Origin of the sequence: Paramagnetospirillum kuznetsovii (assembly GCF_003284725.1) — a bacterium.
In the GTDB taxonomy this organism is placed as follows: Bacteria; Pseudomonadota; Alphaproteobacteria; order Rhodospirillales; family Magnetospirillaceae; genus Phaeospirillum; species Phaeospirillum kuznetsovii.
This window is the reverse complement of the sequence record NZ_PGTO01000003.1, coordinates 237,536-254,050: the sequence shown is the minus strand read 5'-3', so window position 1 is coordinate 254,050 and position 16,515 is coordinate 237,536. Positions and strand designations below refer to the sequence as shown.

The 16,515-nt window shown below is 65.4% G+C and carries 17 protein-coding genes; all 17 read left to right on the top strand.

The genetic code is table 11. The annotated features are described in order from the left end of the window. Window positions 1-97: 97 nt before the first annotated feature. The 17 genes from CU669_RS21985 (at window position 98) to CU669_RS06010 (ending at window position 16,506) form a co-directional block, all read left to right on the top strand. Window positions 98-1,417, top strand: a complete 1,320-nt coding sequence (locus CU669_RS21985; RefSeq protein ID WP_112142928.1) for a helix-turn-helix domain-containing protein — start codon at window positions 98-100, stop codon at window positions 1,415-1,417. Between the two features lie 109 nt (window positions 1,418-1,526). Beyond that, window positions 1,527-2,639, top strand: coding sequence for a flavodoxin-dependent (E)-4-hydroxy-3-methylbut-2-enyl-diphosphate synthase (gene ispG, locus CU669_RS06080; protein ID WP_112142927.1), 1,113 nt, complete (start codon window positions 1,527-1,529; stop codon window positions 2,637-2,639). Window positions 2,640-2,643: 4 nt separating this feature from the next. After that, window positions 2,644-3,882 carry a histidine--tRNA ligase gene (gene hisS, locus CU669_RS06075; protein ID WP_112142926.1) on the top strand — a complete coding sequence of 413 codons (1,239 nt, stop codon included), beginning with the start codon at window positions 2,644-2,646 and terminating at the stop codon, window positions 3,880-3,882. An 11-nt stretch (window positions 3,883-3,893) separates the two neighbouring features. Continuing rightward, window positions 3,894-5,141, top strand: a complete 1,248-nt coding sequence (hemA, locus tag CU669_RS06070) for a glutamyl-tRNA reductase (RefSeq protein ID WP_239988566.1) — start codon at window positions 3,894-3,896, stop codon at window positions 5,139-5,141. Between the two features lie 5 nt (window positions 5,142-5,146). Then, window positions 5,147-6,211, top strand: coding sequence for a peptide chain release factor 1 (prfA, locus tag CU669_RS06065; RefSeq protein ID WP_112142924.1), 1,065 nt, complete (start codon window positions 5,147-5,149; stop codon window positions 6,209-6,211). Next, a complete protein-coding gene (gene prmC, locus CU669_RS06060) occupies window positions 6,211-7,056 on the top strand; it encodes a peptide chain release factor N(5)-glutamine methyltransferase (protein ID WP_112142923.1) in 846 nt (281 codons plus the stop codon). Before prfA ends, prmC begins: the two co-directional genes overlap by 1 nt. Window positions 7,057-7,274: 218 nt before the next feature. Then, window positions 7,275-7,742, top strand: a complete 468-nt coding sequence (locus CU669_RS06055) for a DUF4167 domain-containing protein (protein WP_407671549.1) — start codon at window positions 7,275-7,277, stop codon at window positions 7,740-7,742. A 71-nt stretch (window positions 7,743-7,813) separates the two neighbouring features. Further along, window positions 7,814-8,110, top strand: a complete 297-nt coding sequence (locus CU669_RS06050) for a YggT family protein (protein WP_112142922.1) — start codon at window positions 7,814-7,816, stop codon at window positions 8,108-8,110. A 2-nt stretch (window positions 8,111-8,112) separates the two neighbouring features. After that, complete coding sequence (locus CU669_RS06045) at window positions 8,113-8,448, top strand: DUF167 family protein (protein ID WP_112142921.1); 336 nt, start codon at window positions 8,113-8,115, stop codon at window positions 8,446-8,448. Next, complete coding sequence (gene folD, locus CU669_RS06040) at window positions 8,441-9,328, top strand: bifunctional methylenetetrahydrofolate dehydrogenase/methenyltetrahydrofolate cyclohydrolase FolD (RefSeq protein WP_112142920.1); 888 nt, start codon at window positions 8,441-8,443, stop codon at window positions 9,326-9,328. The genes CU669_RS06045 and folD overlap by 8 nt, the downstream gene beginning before the upstream one ends. A gap of 103 nt (window positions 9,329-9,431) precedes the next feature. Continuing rightward, a complete protein-coding gene (locus CU669_RS06035; protein ID WP_112142919.1) occupies window positions 9,432-10,109 on the top strand; it encodes an NnrU family protein in 678 nt (225 codons plus the stop codon). Between the two features lie 72 nt (window positions 10,110-10,181). Further along, complete coding sequence (locus CU669_RS06030; protein ID WP_112142918.1) at window positions 10,182-11,534, top strand: TldD/PmbA family protein; 1,353 nt, start codon at window positions 10,182-10,184, stop codon at window positions 11,532-11,534. A gap of 73 nt (window positions 11,535-11,607) precedes the next feature. Then, window positions 11,608-11,931 carry a hypothetical protein gene (locus CU669_RS21325; protein WP_161539595.1) on the top strand — a complete coding sequence of 108 codons (324 nt, stop codon included), beginning with the start codon at window positions 11,608-11,610 and terminating at the stop codon, window positions 11,929-11,931. Window positions 11,932-12,149: 218 nt separating this feature from the next. After that, the gene (locus CU669_RS06020; protein WP_239988565.1) at window positions 12,150-13,337 is read left to right on the top strand and encodes a hypothetical protein; all 1,188 of its coding nucleotides are present in this window, start codon (window positions 12,150-12,152) and stop codon (window positions 13,335-13,337) included. Window positions 13,338-13,428: 91 nt separating this feature from the next. After that, complete coding sequence (locus tag CU669_RS06015) at window positions 13,429-14,247, top strand: flagellin (RefSeq protein WP_112142915.1); 819 nt, start codon at window positions 13,429-13,431, stop codon at window positions 14,245-14,247. Between the two features lie 155 nt (window positions 14,248-14,402). After that, a complete protein-coding gene (locus tag CU669_RS21045) occupies window positions 14,403-14,585 on the top strand; it encodes a hypothetical protein (RefSeq protein ID WP_146747679.1) in 183 nt (60 codons plus the stop codon). 229 nt (window positions 14,586-14,814) lie between these two features. After that, window positions 14,815-16,506: a methyl-accepting chemotaxis protein gene (locus CU669_RS06010; RefSeq protein WP_112142914.1), complete on the top strand. Its 1,692-nt coding sequence runs from the start codon at window positions 14,815-14,817 to the stop codon at window positions 16,504-16,506. Window positions 16,507-16,515 lie beyond the last annotated feature (9 nt).

Genomic DNA, 16,515 nt, shown 5'->3' with positions numbered 1-16,515 from the left:
CGGGCCGCCCCGCCATGGTTGCCACTTGCCCCCGGGGTTTGCTACACAGGGATGGAATTCCTGGCTAATCCCGGATTGAAGGAAAGGTTCATCTGCCGTGGAACCCCCCGTTTCCGAGCAAAAGTCCGAGACGCCCGCCGATCCCGCCCTGGATCAGCCTGAACAATCGGTTCTCGAGCCGGATATGGCCGCCATTTCCGCTTCCGAGCCCGATGCCGCCCCGGTGGCCGAGATGGTCGTGGCGGCGCCGAGCCCCGAGCCCGTGGCGCCTGCGGTGATCGCACCGCCCGCCCCCACCTCCGGTGTCGGCCCGACCTTGCGCGCCGCCCGCGAGCGCATGGGCAAGAGTCTGGCCGATTGCGCCAAGCAACTGCGCATCCGCCAGCCGTTCCTGGAAGCCTTGGAAGAGGGCCGCCATCGGGATCTGCCCGGCGGAACCTATGCCGCCGGTTTCTTGCGCACCTATGCCGAATATCTGTCGCTGGATGGCGAGGAAATGGTTCGCCGCTTCCGTCAGGAAGGCGCCGGTGGCTTCGCCACCCGTGCCGAGCTTTCGTTTCCCTCGCCGGAGACCGAAGGCCGCATTCCTGGCGGCGCGGTGATCTTCCTCGGCATCATTCTGGCGGCGGTGGCCTATGGCGGCTGGTATATGCTGTCGGCCAACAACGCCAAGGTCGCCGAGATCGTCCCGCCGCTGCCCGACCGGCTGTCGACCATCCTGACCCGCCAAGCGGCCCTGACCGGCGATGCCAAGACCGCGGGCGAGGCCGCCAAGCCCGCCGAGGAGCAGGTCAAGGCCAAGGAGGACGTGGTTCCTCCCCAGGAAGCCGAGGAAGAAAAGCCGGTGGCTCCCCCGGCCGGGGTGGTTGCGCCGCCGCCGGTCGAAACCGCCGCCGCCAAGCCCGAACCCGTCAAGCCCGAACCCGCCAAGGTGGAGCCGCCCAAGCCAGAGCCGGTTAAGGTGGAGCCCCCCAAGGTGGAGACAGCGAAAGTCGAGCCCGCCAAGCCCGAACCTGCTAAGGTGGAGCCGCCCAAGCCCGAACCCGCCAAACCCGAACCCGCCAAGCCCGAGCCGCCCAAGGCGGAAGCACCCAAGGCGGAACCCGGGGTGACGACCGGTGCCGACGGCAAGATCTATGGCAGCGAGACCGCCGACGCCCGCGTGGTGTTGAAGGCCACCGGCGACGATTGCTGGATTCAGGTGCGCGAACTGGACGGTTCGCTGCTCATGAGCCGCCTGTTGCGGCGCGGCGACAGCTATCGGGTTCCCAATCGCCCCGGCCTCAATCTGATGGTGGGCAATGCCGGTTCACTGGAAGTCTCCATCGACGGCAAGAAGGCTCCGGCACTGGGTGCCGTCGGCCAAGTGCGGCGCGACATCCGCCTTGATCCGGACAAGCTGTCCTCGGGGGGCTGATACCCACAATTAGCTTGTCGCTTTCGGACCGGTCCGCAGATGCGGTATAAACCCTCGCTTCCACCTCGCCGGTGGATGCGAGGTCGTCCTTGCAAGAAAGAACGAGTCCATGAGTCTGCGCCCCTATCGTGAAATCAGCCGACGCAAGTCGCGGCAAATCCATGTGGGCTCGGTAGCCGTCGGCGGCGATGCCCCCATCTCGGTCCAGACCATGACCAACACGCTGACCACCGACGTGAAGGGCACGCTGGAGCAGATCCGCCGCGCCGCCGATGCCGGTGCCGATATCGTGCGGGTCTCGTGCCCCGACGAGGACTCCACGGCGGCCTTCAAGGCCATCGCCAAGGAATCACCGGTCCCCTTGATCGCCGACATCCACTTCCACTACAAGCGCGGCATCGAGGCCGCCCTGGCCGGTGCCGCCTGCCTGCGCATCAATCCCGGCAATATCGGCTCGCACGATCGCGTCAAGGAAGTGGTGAAGGCCGCCAAGGACAACGGCTGTTCCATGCGCATCGGCGTCAATGCCGGTTCGCTGGACAAGCATCTGTTGGACAAATACGGCGAGCCCTGCCCGGAAGCCCTGGTGGAAAGCGCGCTGGAACACGCCAAGCTACTGGAAGACAATGACTTCTTCGAATTCAAGATCGCGGTGAAGGCCTCCGATGTCTTCCTGGCGGTGGCGGCCTATCAGGGCCTGGCCAAGGCCTGCGACTATCCGCTCCATCTCGGCATCACCGAGGCGGGCGGCCTGATCGGCGGCACCGTCAAATCCTCCATCGGCATCGGCTCGCTGCTGTGGCAGGGCATCGGCGACACCCTGCGCGTCTCGCTGTCGGCCGATGTCACCGAGGAGGTCAAGGTCGGCTTCGAGATGCTGAAGGCGCTGGATCTGCGCCATCGCGGCGTCCGCATCGTGTCGTGCCCGTCTTGCGCCCGTCAGGGCTTCGACGTCATCAAGACGGTGGAGACCCTGGAAAACCGGCTGTCCCATATTCGCGCCCCGGTGACGCTGTCCATCCTGGGCTGCGTCGTCAACGGACCCGGCGAAGCGCGCGAGACCATGGTCGGGATTACCGGCGGCGGCAGCGATACCCACAAGGTCTATATCGGCGGCTCGCCCGACCATAACGTCGATGGCGGCACCATGGTGGATCACATCGTCGAATTGGTGGAAAAGCGTGCCGCCGAGATCGAAGCCGCCAAGAAAAAGGAAGGTTGAACCCTTGTCTTCTTTGCAGCCGGTTCGCGGCACCCACGACCTGCTCCCCGACGAGTCCCGCCGTCATCGCTGGGTGGAGGAGGCCGCTTTCACCGCCGCCCGCCGCTATGGCTTCGGCGAGGTTTCGACCCCCATCTTCGAATTCACCGAGGTGTTCTCGCGCACGCTCGGCGAAACTTCCGACGTGGTGACCAAGGAGATGTACACCTTCTCCGACCGTTCGGGGGAATCCCTCACGCTGCGCCCGGAGGGCACCGCCGGGGTGGCCCGCGCCTTCATTTCCAACGGCCTCGCCCAATCCTTGCCGCTGAAGCTGTTCTATCGCGGCCCCATGTTCCGCCACGAGCGGCCGCAGAAGGGACGCCTGCGCCAGTTCCATCAGGTGGGCGTCGAACTGCTGGGCGTCGAATCGCCGCTGGCCGACGTGGAGGTCATCGCCTTGGCGTGGCGGGTGCTGAGCGAGTTGGGTCTGGCCTCCAAGGTCCGCCTCGAGATCAACACCCTGGGCGACGCCGAAAGCCGCGAGGCCTATCGCAATACCCTGACCGCCTATCTGTCGGACTTCCGTTCGGCCTTGAGCGAGGACAGCCGCAACCGACTGGATCGCAATCCGCTCCGTATCCTCGATTCCAAGGACGAGGGCGACCGTCGCATCGTCGAGAACGCGCCGTTGATGACCGAGTCGCTGTCGCCCGCCGCCCGCGAGTTCTTCCAGACCGTCACCTCCGGGCTCCAGACCCTGGGGATTCCCTTCATGGTCAATCCCCGGCTGGTGCGCGGCCTCGACTACTACTGCCACACCGCCTTCGAATTCACCACGACCTCGCTGGGCGCCCAGGGCACCGTGCTGGCCGGTGGGCGCTATGACGAGCTGATCGCCCAGATGGGCGGGGCGCGCACGCCGGGCATCGGCTGGGCGGCCGGCGTCGAGCGCCTGTCCATGCTGGTGGAGGAGCCACCGCCCCTGCCGCGCCCCGTCAGCGTCATTCCCATGGGCGACGACATGGCCGCCATGCATGTGGCCGAGCGGCTGCGCCGCGCTGGCATTTCGGTGGATATGGGCTATTCCGGCAACATGAAGAAGCGCATGGCCCGGGCCAACAAGGCCAATGCCCGCTTCGCGGTGATCTGCGGGCAGGAGGAAACGGCACGGCGCGCCGTCACCATCCGCGACCTCGATGGCGGTTCGCAGGAAGAGGTGCCGCTGGATTTGCTGGAGCAACACCTCGTCCGCCTGCTGTAGCGAGCTGATCCGTGCCCGGTTCCGCGCATCGCCTTGTCATGGTGGGGGCCAATCACAAATCGGCCTCGCTGACCTTGCGCGATGCGCTGTTCGTGGACGACGCGGCCGCGCCGGGTTTCCTGGAAAGCTTGAAGCGGGCGGGAGTGGCCGAGGCGCTGGTGCTGTCCACCTGTGATCGCGTCGAGGTCTGGGCCAGCGCCAATGACCTGGATCGCGCCATTCAGACGGTTTCCGACGCCTTCGCGGACCGGGCCGGACTGGACCCGGCGGCGGTATCGGCCAATCTCTATTCGCGAACCGGGGCGGACGCGGTGCGTCATGGCTTTACCGTCACCGCGTCGCTGGATTCGCTGGTGATCGGCGAGCCGCATGTCACCGGACAGGTCAAGGCCGCCCACCGGCTGGCCCGCGAGGCGGGAACCCTGGGCAACGAAATGGACGCCTATATCCAGGCCGCTTTTTCCGTGGCCAAGCGGGTGCGCACCGAGACCGCCATCGGCGAAGGCCCGGTCAGCATCGCCGCCGCCGCCGTTCAGGTCGCCCGCGATCTTCACGGCGATCCCTCGCGGTTGCGGGCTCTGCTGGTGGGGACCGGCGAGATGGGCGAACTTGTGGCGGAAAGCCTGTTGGCGGCGGGCCTCAAGGATCTTTCGGTCACCGCGCCCCGGGACAGCCGGGCCGAGACCCTGGCCAAGACACTGAACTGTCACATGCTGGCCTTCGAGGATTTGCGCGACGCCCTGGCGGGGTTCGACGTGGTGCTGACCTGCGTCGGCGGCCGTAACGTGGTGGTGAGCGCCGAATTGGTGGGCAATGCCCTGCGCAAGCGTCGCCGCCGTCCCATCTTCCTGGTGGATGCCGGAATTCCAGGCGATGTGGAGACGGCGGTCAATCGGCTGGAAGGCGCTTTCCTCTACGATCTGGGGGATTTGGAGGAAGTCGCCCTGGAAGGCCGCGCCGGGCGCGAGGCGGCGGCGCGGGCGGCGCGTGGCATCGTGGAGGAAGAGGCTTCCGCCTATCTGCGCGGCCGGGCGGCCCGAAGCGCGGTCCCCGCCATCGTGGCGCTGCGGTCCCGCTTCGACGAAATCCGCGACGCGGCGCTGGCCGAGGCGGGCAATGATGCCGCCGAGGCGACGCGACTGCTGGTCAACCGCCTGCTGCATGTCCCCACCGAGGTCATGAAGGACAAGGCGGCGGAGGGTGCCGACTGGCAATCCATGGAAAAAACCCTGAAGACGCTGTTTCGGCTCGAGGATTAGGTGACATGAATCTGGAAGGTCAATTCGACAAGGTGCTTTACCGCCACGACGAGCTGCGGGCGCAGCTGGCGTCGGGGGACGGCATCGATTCCACCACCATCGTCAAGCTGTCCAAGGAACTGGCCGAGTTGGACCCGGTGGTTGAGGCGGTCCAGGCCTTCCGCAAGGCCCGCGAGGACATGATCCAGGCCTCCCAGATGATGGCCGATCCCGACATGAAGGAACTGGCCGAGGAAGAGTTCTACGCCCTCAAGGAGCAGTTGCCGGAACTGGAACGCAACGTCGCCGTCATGCTGCTGCCCAAGGACGAGGCGGACGAGAAGAACGCCATCCTGGAAGTGCGTGCCGGGACCGGCGGCGACGAGGCCGCCCTGTTCGCCGCCGAATTGTTTCGCATGTATGAGCGCTATGCCGGGCTGCAAGGCTGGCGGTTCGAGGTGATGGACGTCAACGACACCGGCATCGGCGGCGTCAAGGAGGCCAGCGCCACCATCACCGGACGCAACGTATTCGCCCGCCTGAAATTCGAATCCGGCGTCCATCGGGTGCAGCGGGTGCCCGCCACCGAATCCCAGGGCCGCATCCACACCTCGGCCGCCACCGTGGCGGTGCTGCCCGAGGCGGAAGAGGTGGATATCCAGATCGACGAGAAGGATCTGCGCATCGACGTCTATCGCTCCCAGGGCTCCGGCGGTCAAAGCGTCAACACCACGGATTCCGCCTGCCGCGTCACCCATCTGCCCACCGGTCTTGCCGTCGCCTGCCAGCAGGAAAAAAGCCAGCACAAGAACAAGGCCACCGCCATGAAGCTGCTGCGCGCCCGCCTCTACGAGCGCGAGCGCGAGGCCAAGGATGCCGTGCGGGCCGCCAACCGCAAAAGCCAGGTGGGCTCCGGTGACCGTTCGGAACGCATCCGCACCTACAACTTCCCGCAGGGGCGCGTCACCGATCACCGCATCAATCTGACGCTCTACAAGATCGACGCGGTCATGAGCGGCGATGCGCTGGACGAGGTGGTGGGCGCCCTGACCACCGCCGATCAGGCCGAGCGTCTGGCGGAGATGCAATAGTGCTGACCGCCGGTCAGGCGCTGCATCAGGCCGCCGCCGGTTTGACCGCCGCCGGAATCGAAACCGCCCGCCTCGATGCCCGGCTGCTGCTGGCCGAGGTGATGGCCATGCAGCCGCAAGCCATCATGATGAAGCAGCATCTGGAACTGAGCCCGGACGAGGCGGCCCGGTTCAATGCCCTGATCGGCCGCCGCATGGACCGCGAGCCGGTCTCGCACCTGCTGGGGCGTCGCGGCTTCTGGACCTTGGACCTTAAGGTCACCCGCGACACCCTGGACCCCCGCCCCGATACCGAGACGCTGATCGAAGCGGTGCTGGACGGTCTGCCCGAGCGAGGACGGCCGCGCCGCATTCTCGATCTTGGGACCGGGACCGGCTGCATCTTGCTGGCGCTGCTGAGCGAGCTGGGCTTCGCCACCGGCCTGGGCGTCGACAAGAGCCCGGCGGCCTTGGAGGTGGCGCGGGCCAATGCCGAGGCCTTGGGGCTGGCTGACCGCGTGTGCCTGCAATCGGGCGATTGGGGGCAGGGGCTGGACCAGCGCTTCGACATCATCGTGTCGAACCCGCCCTATATTCCCGATGGGGAGATCGACGGGCTGGAGCCGGAAGTAGCCCGGTTCGAACCTCGTCTCGCCCTGGCCGGTGGGCCGGATGGATTGGACTGCTACCGAATGATCGCGCCCCAATTGTCGCGGCTTATGGCCCCCGGCGGCATGGTGGCGCTGGAGGTCGGCGCCGGTCAGGCGGGCGACGTGGCCGCCCTGGTGACGGAATCGGGACTGCGCGTGCGCGAGATCCGAAGCGATCTGGCGGGGGTCGAGCGCTGTGTCGTCGCTATTTCCTGAAAAAAGTTGTTGGAAAGATGCCGCCACCCGACTAGGGTGACCCGAACACGCGCCACCTGAGCCGGGGGACCGCGTCGAGCCCTTGGCTCCGCCCCTCGATTGAGTGCCGTGAAATCCCCCATCGCCGCCCCTTACCCGGTAGCGGACAAAACCGTACAGAGATGTCGGTAAACTGGATTTGAGCGAAAATCACAATGATGCATATGAAGACAGGTCCCGTGAATCCGAAGCAGCGTTCCCGCGGTCGTGGTCCCAATGGCGGCGGCGGCGGTGGAGGCGGCGGCGGCGGTAAGAAGCATGGCGGTGGCGGCGGCGGCGGCGGTGGTATTCCCCGCCCCAATCAAGTCTTCGACAGCAACGGGCCAGAGGGCCGGATTCGCGGCAATGCCCATCAGGTTCTGGAAAAGTACCTGTCGCTGGCCCGCGACGCCTCGTCCCAGGGCGACCGGGTGGCGGCGGAGAACTATTACCAGCACGCCGAACACTATTTTCGGATGATCAACGCCCAGAATCAGAACAATGGCCGTCCGCGTCAGCAGATGCCGACCCCGGCCGACGAGCAGGGCATGCAGTCGGAAGGCGACGAGGAAAACAGCGAGAATCAAGGCGGCCAGGATCAGGAGCAACAGGCCTCCGAGATTCCCGGCGAAGGCCCCCAGCCGGTCATCGAACCGCAGGAGGGTTAGAGGATATTGCGCTGCGGGCCTAGCGCGGCTAGGTTTGGAGCGCAATTCAAACAGCCTTGAAGGTTCCGGCGATGCACGCAGTCCTGACCTCGCTGATCGAGGTCATCCTTATGGCCTTGGAGCTCTACTGGTACGTCATCCTGGCGTCGGTGATCATGAGCTGGCTGGTGGCGTTCGGGGTGGTCAACACCTATAACCCCACCGTGCGCACCATCATGGACGTGATCTATCGCCTGACGGAGCCAGCGCTGCGTCCCATCCGGCGGGTGCTGCCCGATTTCGGCACCGTCGATCTGTCGCCCATCGCGCTATGGCTGATCATTTATTTCCTGATGAGCGTGCTGCGTAAGCTGCTGTTCGCGATCTGACCATGACGGAAGCGGGAGCGGGGCCCTTCACGGTGGTTGCCGGGGGGGTGAGGGTCATGGTGCGGCTGACGCCCAAGGCGTCGCGCGACCGCATCCAGGGCGTGGCGGCCGATGCCGACGGCCAGGCGGTGGTCAAGGTCCAGGTGACGGCGGTGCCCGAGGACGGCAAGGCCAACGCGGCCCTCCTCAAGCTGCTGTCCAAGCAGTGGCGGGTGCCCAAGACCGGCATGGACATCGTCCAGGGCGCCACCGACCGGCGCAAGGTGATCTTGATTTCCGGCGACGGGGCCGATCTGCTCCAACGCCTCGACCAGTGGATGACGAACCATCATGACTGACGCCCGATTGATCGACGGCAACCTCTTTTCGGCCAAGCTGCGCGAGACCTTGGCCTTGCATGTGCAGGACATGCGCGACCGCCACCATGTGATTCCCGGCCTCGCCGTGGTCCTGGTGGGCGAGGATCCCGCCAGCCAGGTCTATGTGCGCACCAAGCACAAGCGCACCGTCGAGGCCGGGATGAAGTCCTTCATGCACACCTTGCCCGCCGATACCCCCGAGCGCGAGGTGCTGACCCTGATCGAGGGGCTGAACGACGATCCCGAGGTTCACGGCATCCTGGTCCAACTGCCGCTGCCCAAGCATATCGACAGCCAGAAGGTGATCGAGGCCATCGACCCGTCCAAGGACGTGGACGGCTTCCATCCCATCAATGTGGGACGCCTCGCCGCCGGCATCGACGCCATGGTGCCGTGCACGCCCTTGGGCTCGCTGATGCTGCTGAAGGACGTGCTGGGCAAGCTGGGCGGCCTCGACGCCGTGGTGGTGGGGCGCAGCAATATCGTCGGCAAGCCCATGGCCCAGTTGCTGATCAAGGAAAGCTGCACCGTCACCGTCGCTCATTCCCAGACCAAGAACCTCCCCGAGGTGGTGCGTCGCGCCGATATCGTGGTGGCGGCGGTGGGGCGGCCGGAAATGATCCGGGGCGACTGGCTGAAGCCGGGATGCACCGTCATCGATGTGGGCATCAATCGGATCGAGCTACCCGACGGCACCAAGAAGCTGGTGGGCGACGTCGCCTTCGCCGAGGCGGTCAAGGTGGCAGGCGCCATCACCCCGGTACCGGGCGGCGTCGGCCCCATGACCATCGCCTGCCTGCTGCGCAACACCCTGGTGGCCTGCGCCAGGCTGCATCATCTGGACGTGCCGGAGGTCTGATCTTGCCTTTCGCGGGGCGGTGTCATGACGCATGCGGGCTGGAAGCCCGCGCTCCGAGGAATGGCGGCTTGGTGGGAGCGCGGCCGTCCCGGCCGCATGTCCCATGAGCCTCACCGGCGGTTACGGCCATCTGGTGACGGCCCTGGCGGCCTTCCTGATCGCTCATTCGCTGACCAATGTGCGGAGCCTGCGCGAAGCTGCCATGGCGGCTTTCGGCAAGCGCGGCTTCTACGGCGGCTATTCCGTGCTGTCCTCGGTCCTGCTGGTCTGGGTGGTGGCGGCGGCCATTCATGCTCCGATTGTGCAACTGTGGCCGCAATTGCCCTGGATGCGCTGGGCGCCGTCGCTGGCCATGCCCATTGCCTGTCTGCTGGCGGTGGCGGGGATGACGGTGCCCAACCCGTTTTCCATCGGTCCCGGCGGTAAGAGTTTCGACCCCAAGCGGCCGGGCATCCTGCGGCTGACCCGACATCCCATGATCTGGGCCTTGGGGTTGTGGAGCGGCGCCCATCTGATTCCCAATGGCACCGTGGCGGGGGTGTTGCTGTTCCTGCCGTTGTTCATTCTGTGCCTATTGGGGCCGCGCATCTTGGACGCCAAGCGCAGACGCCAGCTTGGCGAGGAAGTCTGGCAAGGTTTGGCCATGCCGCTGAGCGGTTCGCTTGACTGGCGGGCCTTGGCGATGGAGCTTGGGCCATGGCGCCTCATGGCGGGTTTGGCGCTGCCTCCTATCCTGATGGCACTGCATCCGCTGGTGATCGGACTGTCGCCTTACCCTTGATCTCCCCTTTACCTTTGTCCGAGTTCCGGGCTAGCCTTTTCCTCCCTCGCGGCAAGCCTAGGAGCGACCCCCATGTCCCGCCTGACCTCCCCTTCGCCGCTTGATGTGCTGGGCGACCTCGTCGCCCGCGCCCGCAAGGCGGGCGCGGAAGCCGCCGACGCGGTGCTGATCGATTCCATCGCCCTGTCGGTGGGCCTGCGCCTGGGCGAGCTGGAGCGGCTGGAACGCGCCGAATCCGGCGATGTGGGGCTGCGGGTCTTGATGGGCAAGCGCCAGGCCTTCGTCTCCTCGTCGGACCGTTCGCCCGCCGCCCTGGACGAATTGGTGGAACGCTGCGTCGCCATGGCCCGCATCGTGCCCGAGGATCCGTGGTGCGGTCTGGCCGATCCCTCGGAATTGGCGACGAGGATTCCCGATCTGGATGTGTTCGATGCCTCCGAGCCCACCGCCGACACGCTGATCGACATGGTCCGGCGTGCCGAGGATACCGCCCGCGCCATCGACGGCGTCAGCAATTCCGAAGGCGCCGAGGCCGGATGGGGACGGTCCAGCGTCGCCATCGTCGGGTCCAACGGCCTGTCCTTCAGCTATTCGGTCACCAGTTCCTCGCTGTCGGTGTCCGTGCTGGCGGGCGATGCCGCCAGCGGCATGGAACGCGACCACGACTATACCAGCGCCGTCTATCTGTCGGACCTGCGCGCCCCGGAAGACGTGGGCCACGAAGCCGGCCGCCGGGCGGTTCGCCGCCTGGGCGGGCGCAAGGTGGCGACCAAGCAAGTCCCGGTTATTCTGGACCCGCGGGTGGCGCGCGGGTTGCTCTCCAGCCTCGCGGGCGCCATCAACGGCGCCGGGGTGGCGCGGGGCACCAGCTTCCTCAAGGACAAACTGGGTAAGCAGGTTTTCGCCAAGGGTATTCAAGTCACCGACGATCCCCATCGGGCGCGGGGCCTGCGCTCGCGCCCCTGCGACGGCGAGGGGGTGGGCACCCGGCGCCGCGCCGTGATCGAGGACGGCGTCCTGACCACCTGGCTGCTGGATCTGCGCTCGGCCCGCCAGCTGGGCATGCGCACCACCGGCCATGCCAGCCGGGGCACCGGCTCGCCGCCGTCGCCCTCGGCCAGCAATTTCTACATGGAAGCCGGGGTCATCACCCCGGCCGAGATGATCCATGACGTGCCCGACGGCTTCTACGTCACCGAACTGTTCGGCCAGGGCGTCAACGGCGTCACCGGCGACTATTCGCGCGGCGCGGCGGGGTTCTGGATTTCCGGCGGCGAGATTGCCTTTCCCGTCAGCGAGGTCACGGTGGCGGGCAATCTGAAGGACATGTTCCTCAACCTGACGCCTGCCAGCGATCTGGAACTGCGCCACGGCGTCGACTGTCCGACGCTGCGCATCGACGGGCTGACCGTCGCCGGGCGATAGTTCCGCTCAGGCATGGGCGGGGGCATGCGGGCGAGGACGCCCGCGCCCCGGCTTTTTCTCAGTGTTCGTGATCATGCCCGTTCAACTCCTCCTCGGAGTGACGGTGCTCGTGCGGCTTCCAGGCATGGTTGGGCTGCTCGTGCCCATGATCATGGGCGCCCCCCCCGGCGTGGCCATGAGGGTGGCTGTGCTGGTGCAGATGCTCGTGGGCATGGGCATGGGCATGGGGGTGGCTGTGGGTGTCATCGCCATGGGCGTGCGGATGGGCGTGAACATGGCTGTGCTCATGGGCATGCTGATGCTTGTGCTCGTGCCCCTGGCTTTCGCCGTGATCGTGTTGATGTCCGCCATGCATGATCATTCTCCCGCTTGTCATACGGCCAGGGGGCAAGTCTAGCAGATTGGTCGGCCTTGTGCATCTTGGACACGGGGAGGCAGGAGAAAATAAGAAAAACAGCATAAAATCTTACTAAAACAAAAATGATATTTAATAAAAAATGGAACACATCACAAACATACGACATATGTTCACGCAGTGTTTACGTATCATTGACATTTCTGGCAAAAAGAAGGAGCTTTATGAGCGAAGCAGTCGGTCTATTGTTTTGGTGATACATGATGAAACAAGATGTCGGCGCTAATTTTATTAGCAGCGGCGGAAGGGGTGCCGCAGCGGAACTTGACCCCGGCATCGAGGCTATTCGCGCCGCCTTGGAAGGGCCGGTCATCGACGTCTTTCGGCGCGAGATCCCCGAACTGAAGCACCGTCCGCGCCCCGCGGCCTATGACACGGTGATGAACGACCCGAAGATGCTTGATCGCTGCTTCCGGCTGTTTCGCTCGCGGCCCGAGCTGTTTCGCGATGTCGTGGTGGACCAGGGGCGTCAGCCGGTGACCCTGGACAAAGCGGTGTTGTCTTGTGGACGCACTCTGGCCGAAGCGGTCGCCTTGGTGGTGCGGGCTTCGGCGCGGCGATATTTCCGCGCCAAGCTGGACTTCCGGTCGCGCTTTCAGGTGCCGACCGCCAAGCCGTCCTTGGGCAAGCGGCTGGTCTTGGCCTTGGGATTGACCAGCGCGCCGGTCGTGAAGAAGGCTCCCAGGTCGACGTCCAAATCCGAAGCGCTTTACCTCGCCTTGCGGGACTATCTGCAATTCGATTGGCAGGTTCTTCTGATCCCGCATTACGCGCCCATGACGCCCGCCTTGGTCAGTGATTTGGGGGCGCGCTTGCTCGACATCCGCGAGGCCGCTGAATTGCAGGCTCTGGCGGCTCCCGGTGCGACGCCGAGGGATGGCCGCAAGCCGCTGCTGCTGGACGGCGCCCAGCGGCTGATGATGCCGGGGCGCGACTGCCTCGATGCCGAAGTCCTATGGCGGGTCGTGCAGCAAATGGATTTGGCGCGGCTGTTCCCCAAGGCCGAAGTCGGTCAGGTCCAGCGTTCGGTGGCTCGGATTTCCGCCATGCACGGCGATGCGATCAAGGTGCTGCTGCCGGTGCTGGGCGACGATATCCGCCGTTTTACCGCTTTCGTGATGATCGCCTTCACCACCATGGGCGAACAGCGGTTCAAGCAGGATTTCTGCCAAAGCGGGCAGGTGCACGCGGTCACCAAGCTGGCGGAGCGCTTGGCCAGGGTGGAGGCTCCTCCGGCCAGCCTGGAATTGATGAAACAAGTCTATGGGGCGGTCCTGGAGACGGCCTATGCCGGTGGCGTCGAGGTCGGCGCGGTGCTTCAGGCAAGGCCTCACTTGAAGCAGGCGCTGGACTCCCTGGGCGGCTCTCCCATGTCCATTTCCGGGTGAGCCCGTTCACAGACAACGGCCACCCGTCCCGATAGAGTCGCAATAACAGGTGAATTCGGGTATCATCCCGATACTGTGGATGTGACGACAGATGGCACTTTCTCCAATCTCCTCGGCGACCGGCGCCCTCTCCTCGATCCAGCAAAATCAAGATTTGCTGGATACGAACCTGCGGCGTCTGTCCACCGGGCGTTCGGTCAATTCCGCTTCCGACAATTCCCAGGCCTTCGTGCTGGCCAGCGGCTTGCTTGAACGCGCGGGCACGCTGACCGAGGTGGGAACCTCCATCGGCCAGGGAATCGGGGCGCTGCAAGCGGCCGGCAACGGTCTCGACGCCATCACGAAAGTGGTCGGGCAGTTGAAGAGCTTGGCCAAGCAGGCCGAGGCCAGCTCCGATCCGACCGAACAGGCCAATCTGCAAAGCCAGTACAACACCTTGCGCGGCCAGATCGACGGCATCGCCTCGGATTCCTCCTATAACGGCGTCAATCTGATCGCCGCCAATCCCGGCAGCCTGACGGTTCCCGGCGCCAGCGCCCAGTCCACCACCAGCATCGGCGGCAAGGCGAGCGACGCCAATTCGCTGGGGATCACGGCGGCATCGGGCTGGGCAGGCAATACCGCCAATATTCAGTCCGATATCGCCAATCTGGATGCGGCCACCAGTTCCGTCCGCGCGCGGGCGCAAGAGATCGGCGCGAACGTGACCAGTCTGCAAACCCAGGCCAGCTTCTACCAGAACCAGGCCGCCATCGCGACCCAGGGGGCCAACGGCCTGACCGCGTCCGATCCCAACGAGGCGGCGGCCAATGCGGCCTCGGCCGACACCTATCGTCAGCTTGGCCTGGCCGCCCTGCGCAATGCCGGTCAAGGCCAGGAAGCGGTGTTGGCGTTGTTCTCGCGCCAGTAATGCGGCCGTCATGTTTCACGACATAATGTGATCTTCGTGGCAAGAGCCTCGAACCCTCGGCGGCCATGGCGATCAGGAGGCATGTGCAAATTTGACTTCTCCCTCGGGCGAAATAGGGTTATCTGTGCCCTAGTTCGACGCATGGGGTGCTGTCCATGAGCTTGCCCAATACCGTTCTTGATTGCCCGCATTGCAATGAAACCGGAAAGCACCGGATTCACAGCTATGGCGATGGAACGGCCGTGGTGTGGTGCGGAGCCTGTCACAATCCCCGTGAGCTTCTGATCGCTCAATTGCGGCGGCCGGGCAAGCCCCGTACAGCCGAGGCCGCCGAGTAGGCGCATCCCTCTCCCATAGTGGACCGACCCCCCAAGTCTCCGGTTGATGAGATGGGTGTGCACGCGCATGCGCGTCGCGGGCGACAAGCGCGCGCGTTCGATGCTCCGCACGTCGAGGCTTTATTTTTTTGGAATCAAAGCCTATACAATAATCCTTATTGCATAGGCCCTATTGGATAGCCTCGGCGTTCTTGGCCCAGCTGAAAGGCCGAAATCAGGAGCGAGCGAAATGGAGCGCAAACTGGGAATTGGTGGAAAGATCTGGTCGCTGGTCGGCTTGATGGTGGTCGGGCTTGTCTTGCTGACGGCGCAAGGACTGACGGCCTTGAAGGAAAGCCTGGTCGAGGATCGCCACCAGACCCTGAAGCAGTTGGTGGAATCCGCCCACAGCATCGCCTCTGCCCAGCAGGCCCGCGCCGCCAAGGGCGAAATCACCGAAGAGGCCGCCAAGGCGGCCGCCATGGATACGCTGCGCTCCATCCGCTACGGCAACAACGACTTCTTCGTCGTCACCGATATGAACTACGTCACCATCATGCATCCGGTGCGCGCCGATCTGATCGGCAAGGACATGTCTCAGGCCACGGATCCCAACGGCGTATTCTTCGTGCGTGAATTGGTCGATGGCGCCAAGCGCGACGGCGGCGGCTATGTCAGTTATGTATTTCCGCGCGTCAAGGATCAGCCCCCGGTTGCCAAGCTCAGCTATGTCCAGGGCTTCAAGCCCTGGGGATGGGCCATCCTGACCGGCGTCTTCATGGACGACATCGACGAGCAGTTCCGCGCCAAGGTGATCGACGGCGGCATCAAGGCGGGCCTGCTGGTCCTGCTGGCCGCCATCATGGGAAGCCTGATCGCGCGCTCCATCGCCAAGCCGCTGGGCGTGCTGGTGGCGCGGATGCGCGGCCTGGCGGCGGGCGACACCGCCGCGCGTGTCGAAGGCGCCGAGCGCGCCGACGAGATGGGCGATCTGGCCCGCGCCATGGAGGTCTTCCGGGCCAATTCCATCGAAAATCTCCGATTGCTGGACGAGCAGGAAAGGATGAAGGCGGTGGCTGCCGAGGACCGCAATCGCGCCCTTCGCGACATGGCCACGGGGCTCGAAAGCCGGGTCAAGGCGGCGGTTTCCGCCATGGCCCAGGTGGGAGAACGCCTGAACGGCGCCTCGGCCGCCATGTCGCGGACGGCGCAGGAGACGTCCGAGCAGACCTCGGTGGTGGTGGTCGCCACCGAGCAGACCTCCAGCAACGTTCAGACCGTGGCCTCCGCCGCCGAGGAACTGAGCGCATCGGGCAGCGAAATCAGTCGGCAAGTCTCGCTGACCGCCGACATCGCCCGGACGGCGGCGGCGGAAGCCGAACAGACCAATGCCATGGTGGCCGCCCTGGCCGCCGCCGCAGGCCGGATCGGCGAGGTGGTCAAGCTGATCGACGATATCGCCAGCCAGACCAACCTGCTGGCGCTGAACGCCACCATCGAGGCGGCGCGGGCGGGTGAAGCCGGAAAAGGCTTCGCGGTGGTGGCGGGCGAGGTCAAGACCCTGGCCAACCAGACCGCCAAGGCCACCCAGGAGATCAGCACCCAGATCAACTCGGTGCAGGCGGAAACGGAAAAGGCGGTCGTCGCCATCCGCCATATCGGCCAGACCATCAACCGGGTCGACGAGGCAACGTCTTCCATCGCGGGCGCGGTGGAAGAGCAGAATGCCGCCATCGCCGAGATTTCCCGCAGCGTCCAGGAAGCCGCGCGCGGCACCAGGGAAGTGTCGGATCATATCGGGCTGGTGTCCAACGGCACCCGGACCAGCCGCCAGGCGGCGGACGAGGTGGCGGGGTCGGCCTCCGAGATGATCACCCATAACGGGGCGCTCAATCGCGAGATCGAGGGCTTCTTGGCGGAAATCCGGTCGCAGGCGGCCTGATCCGATCCA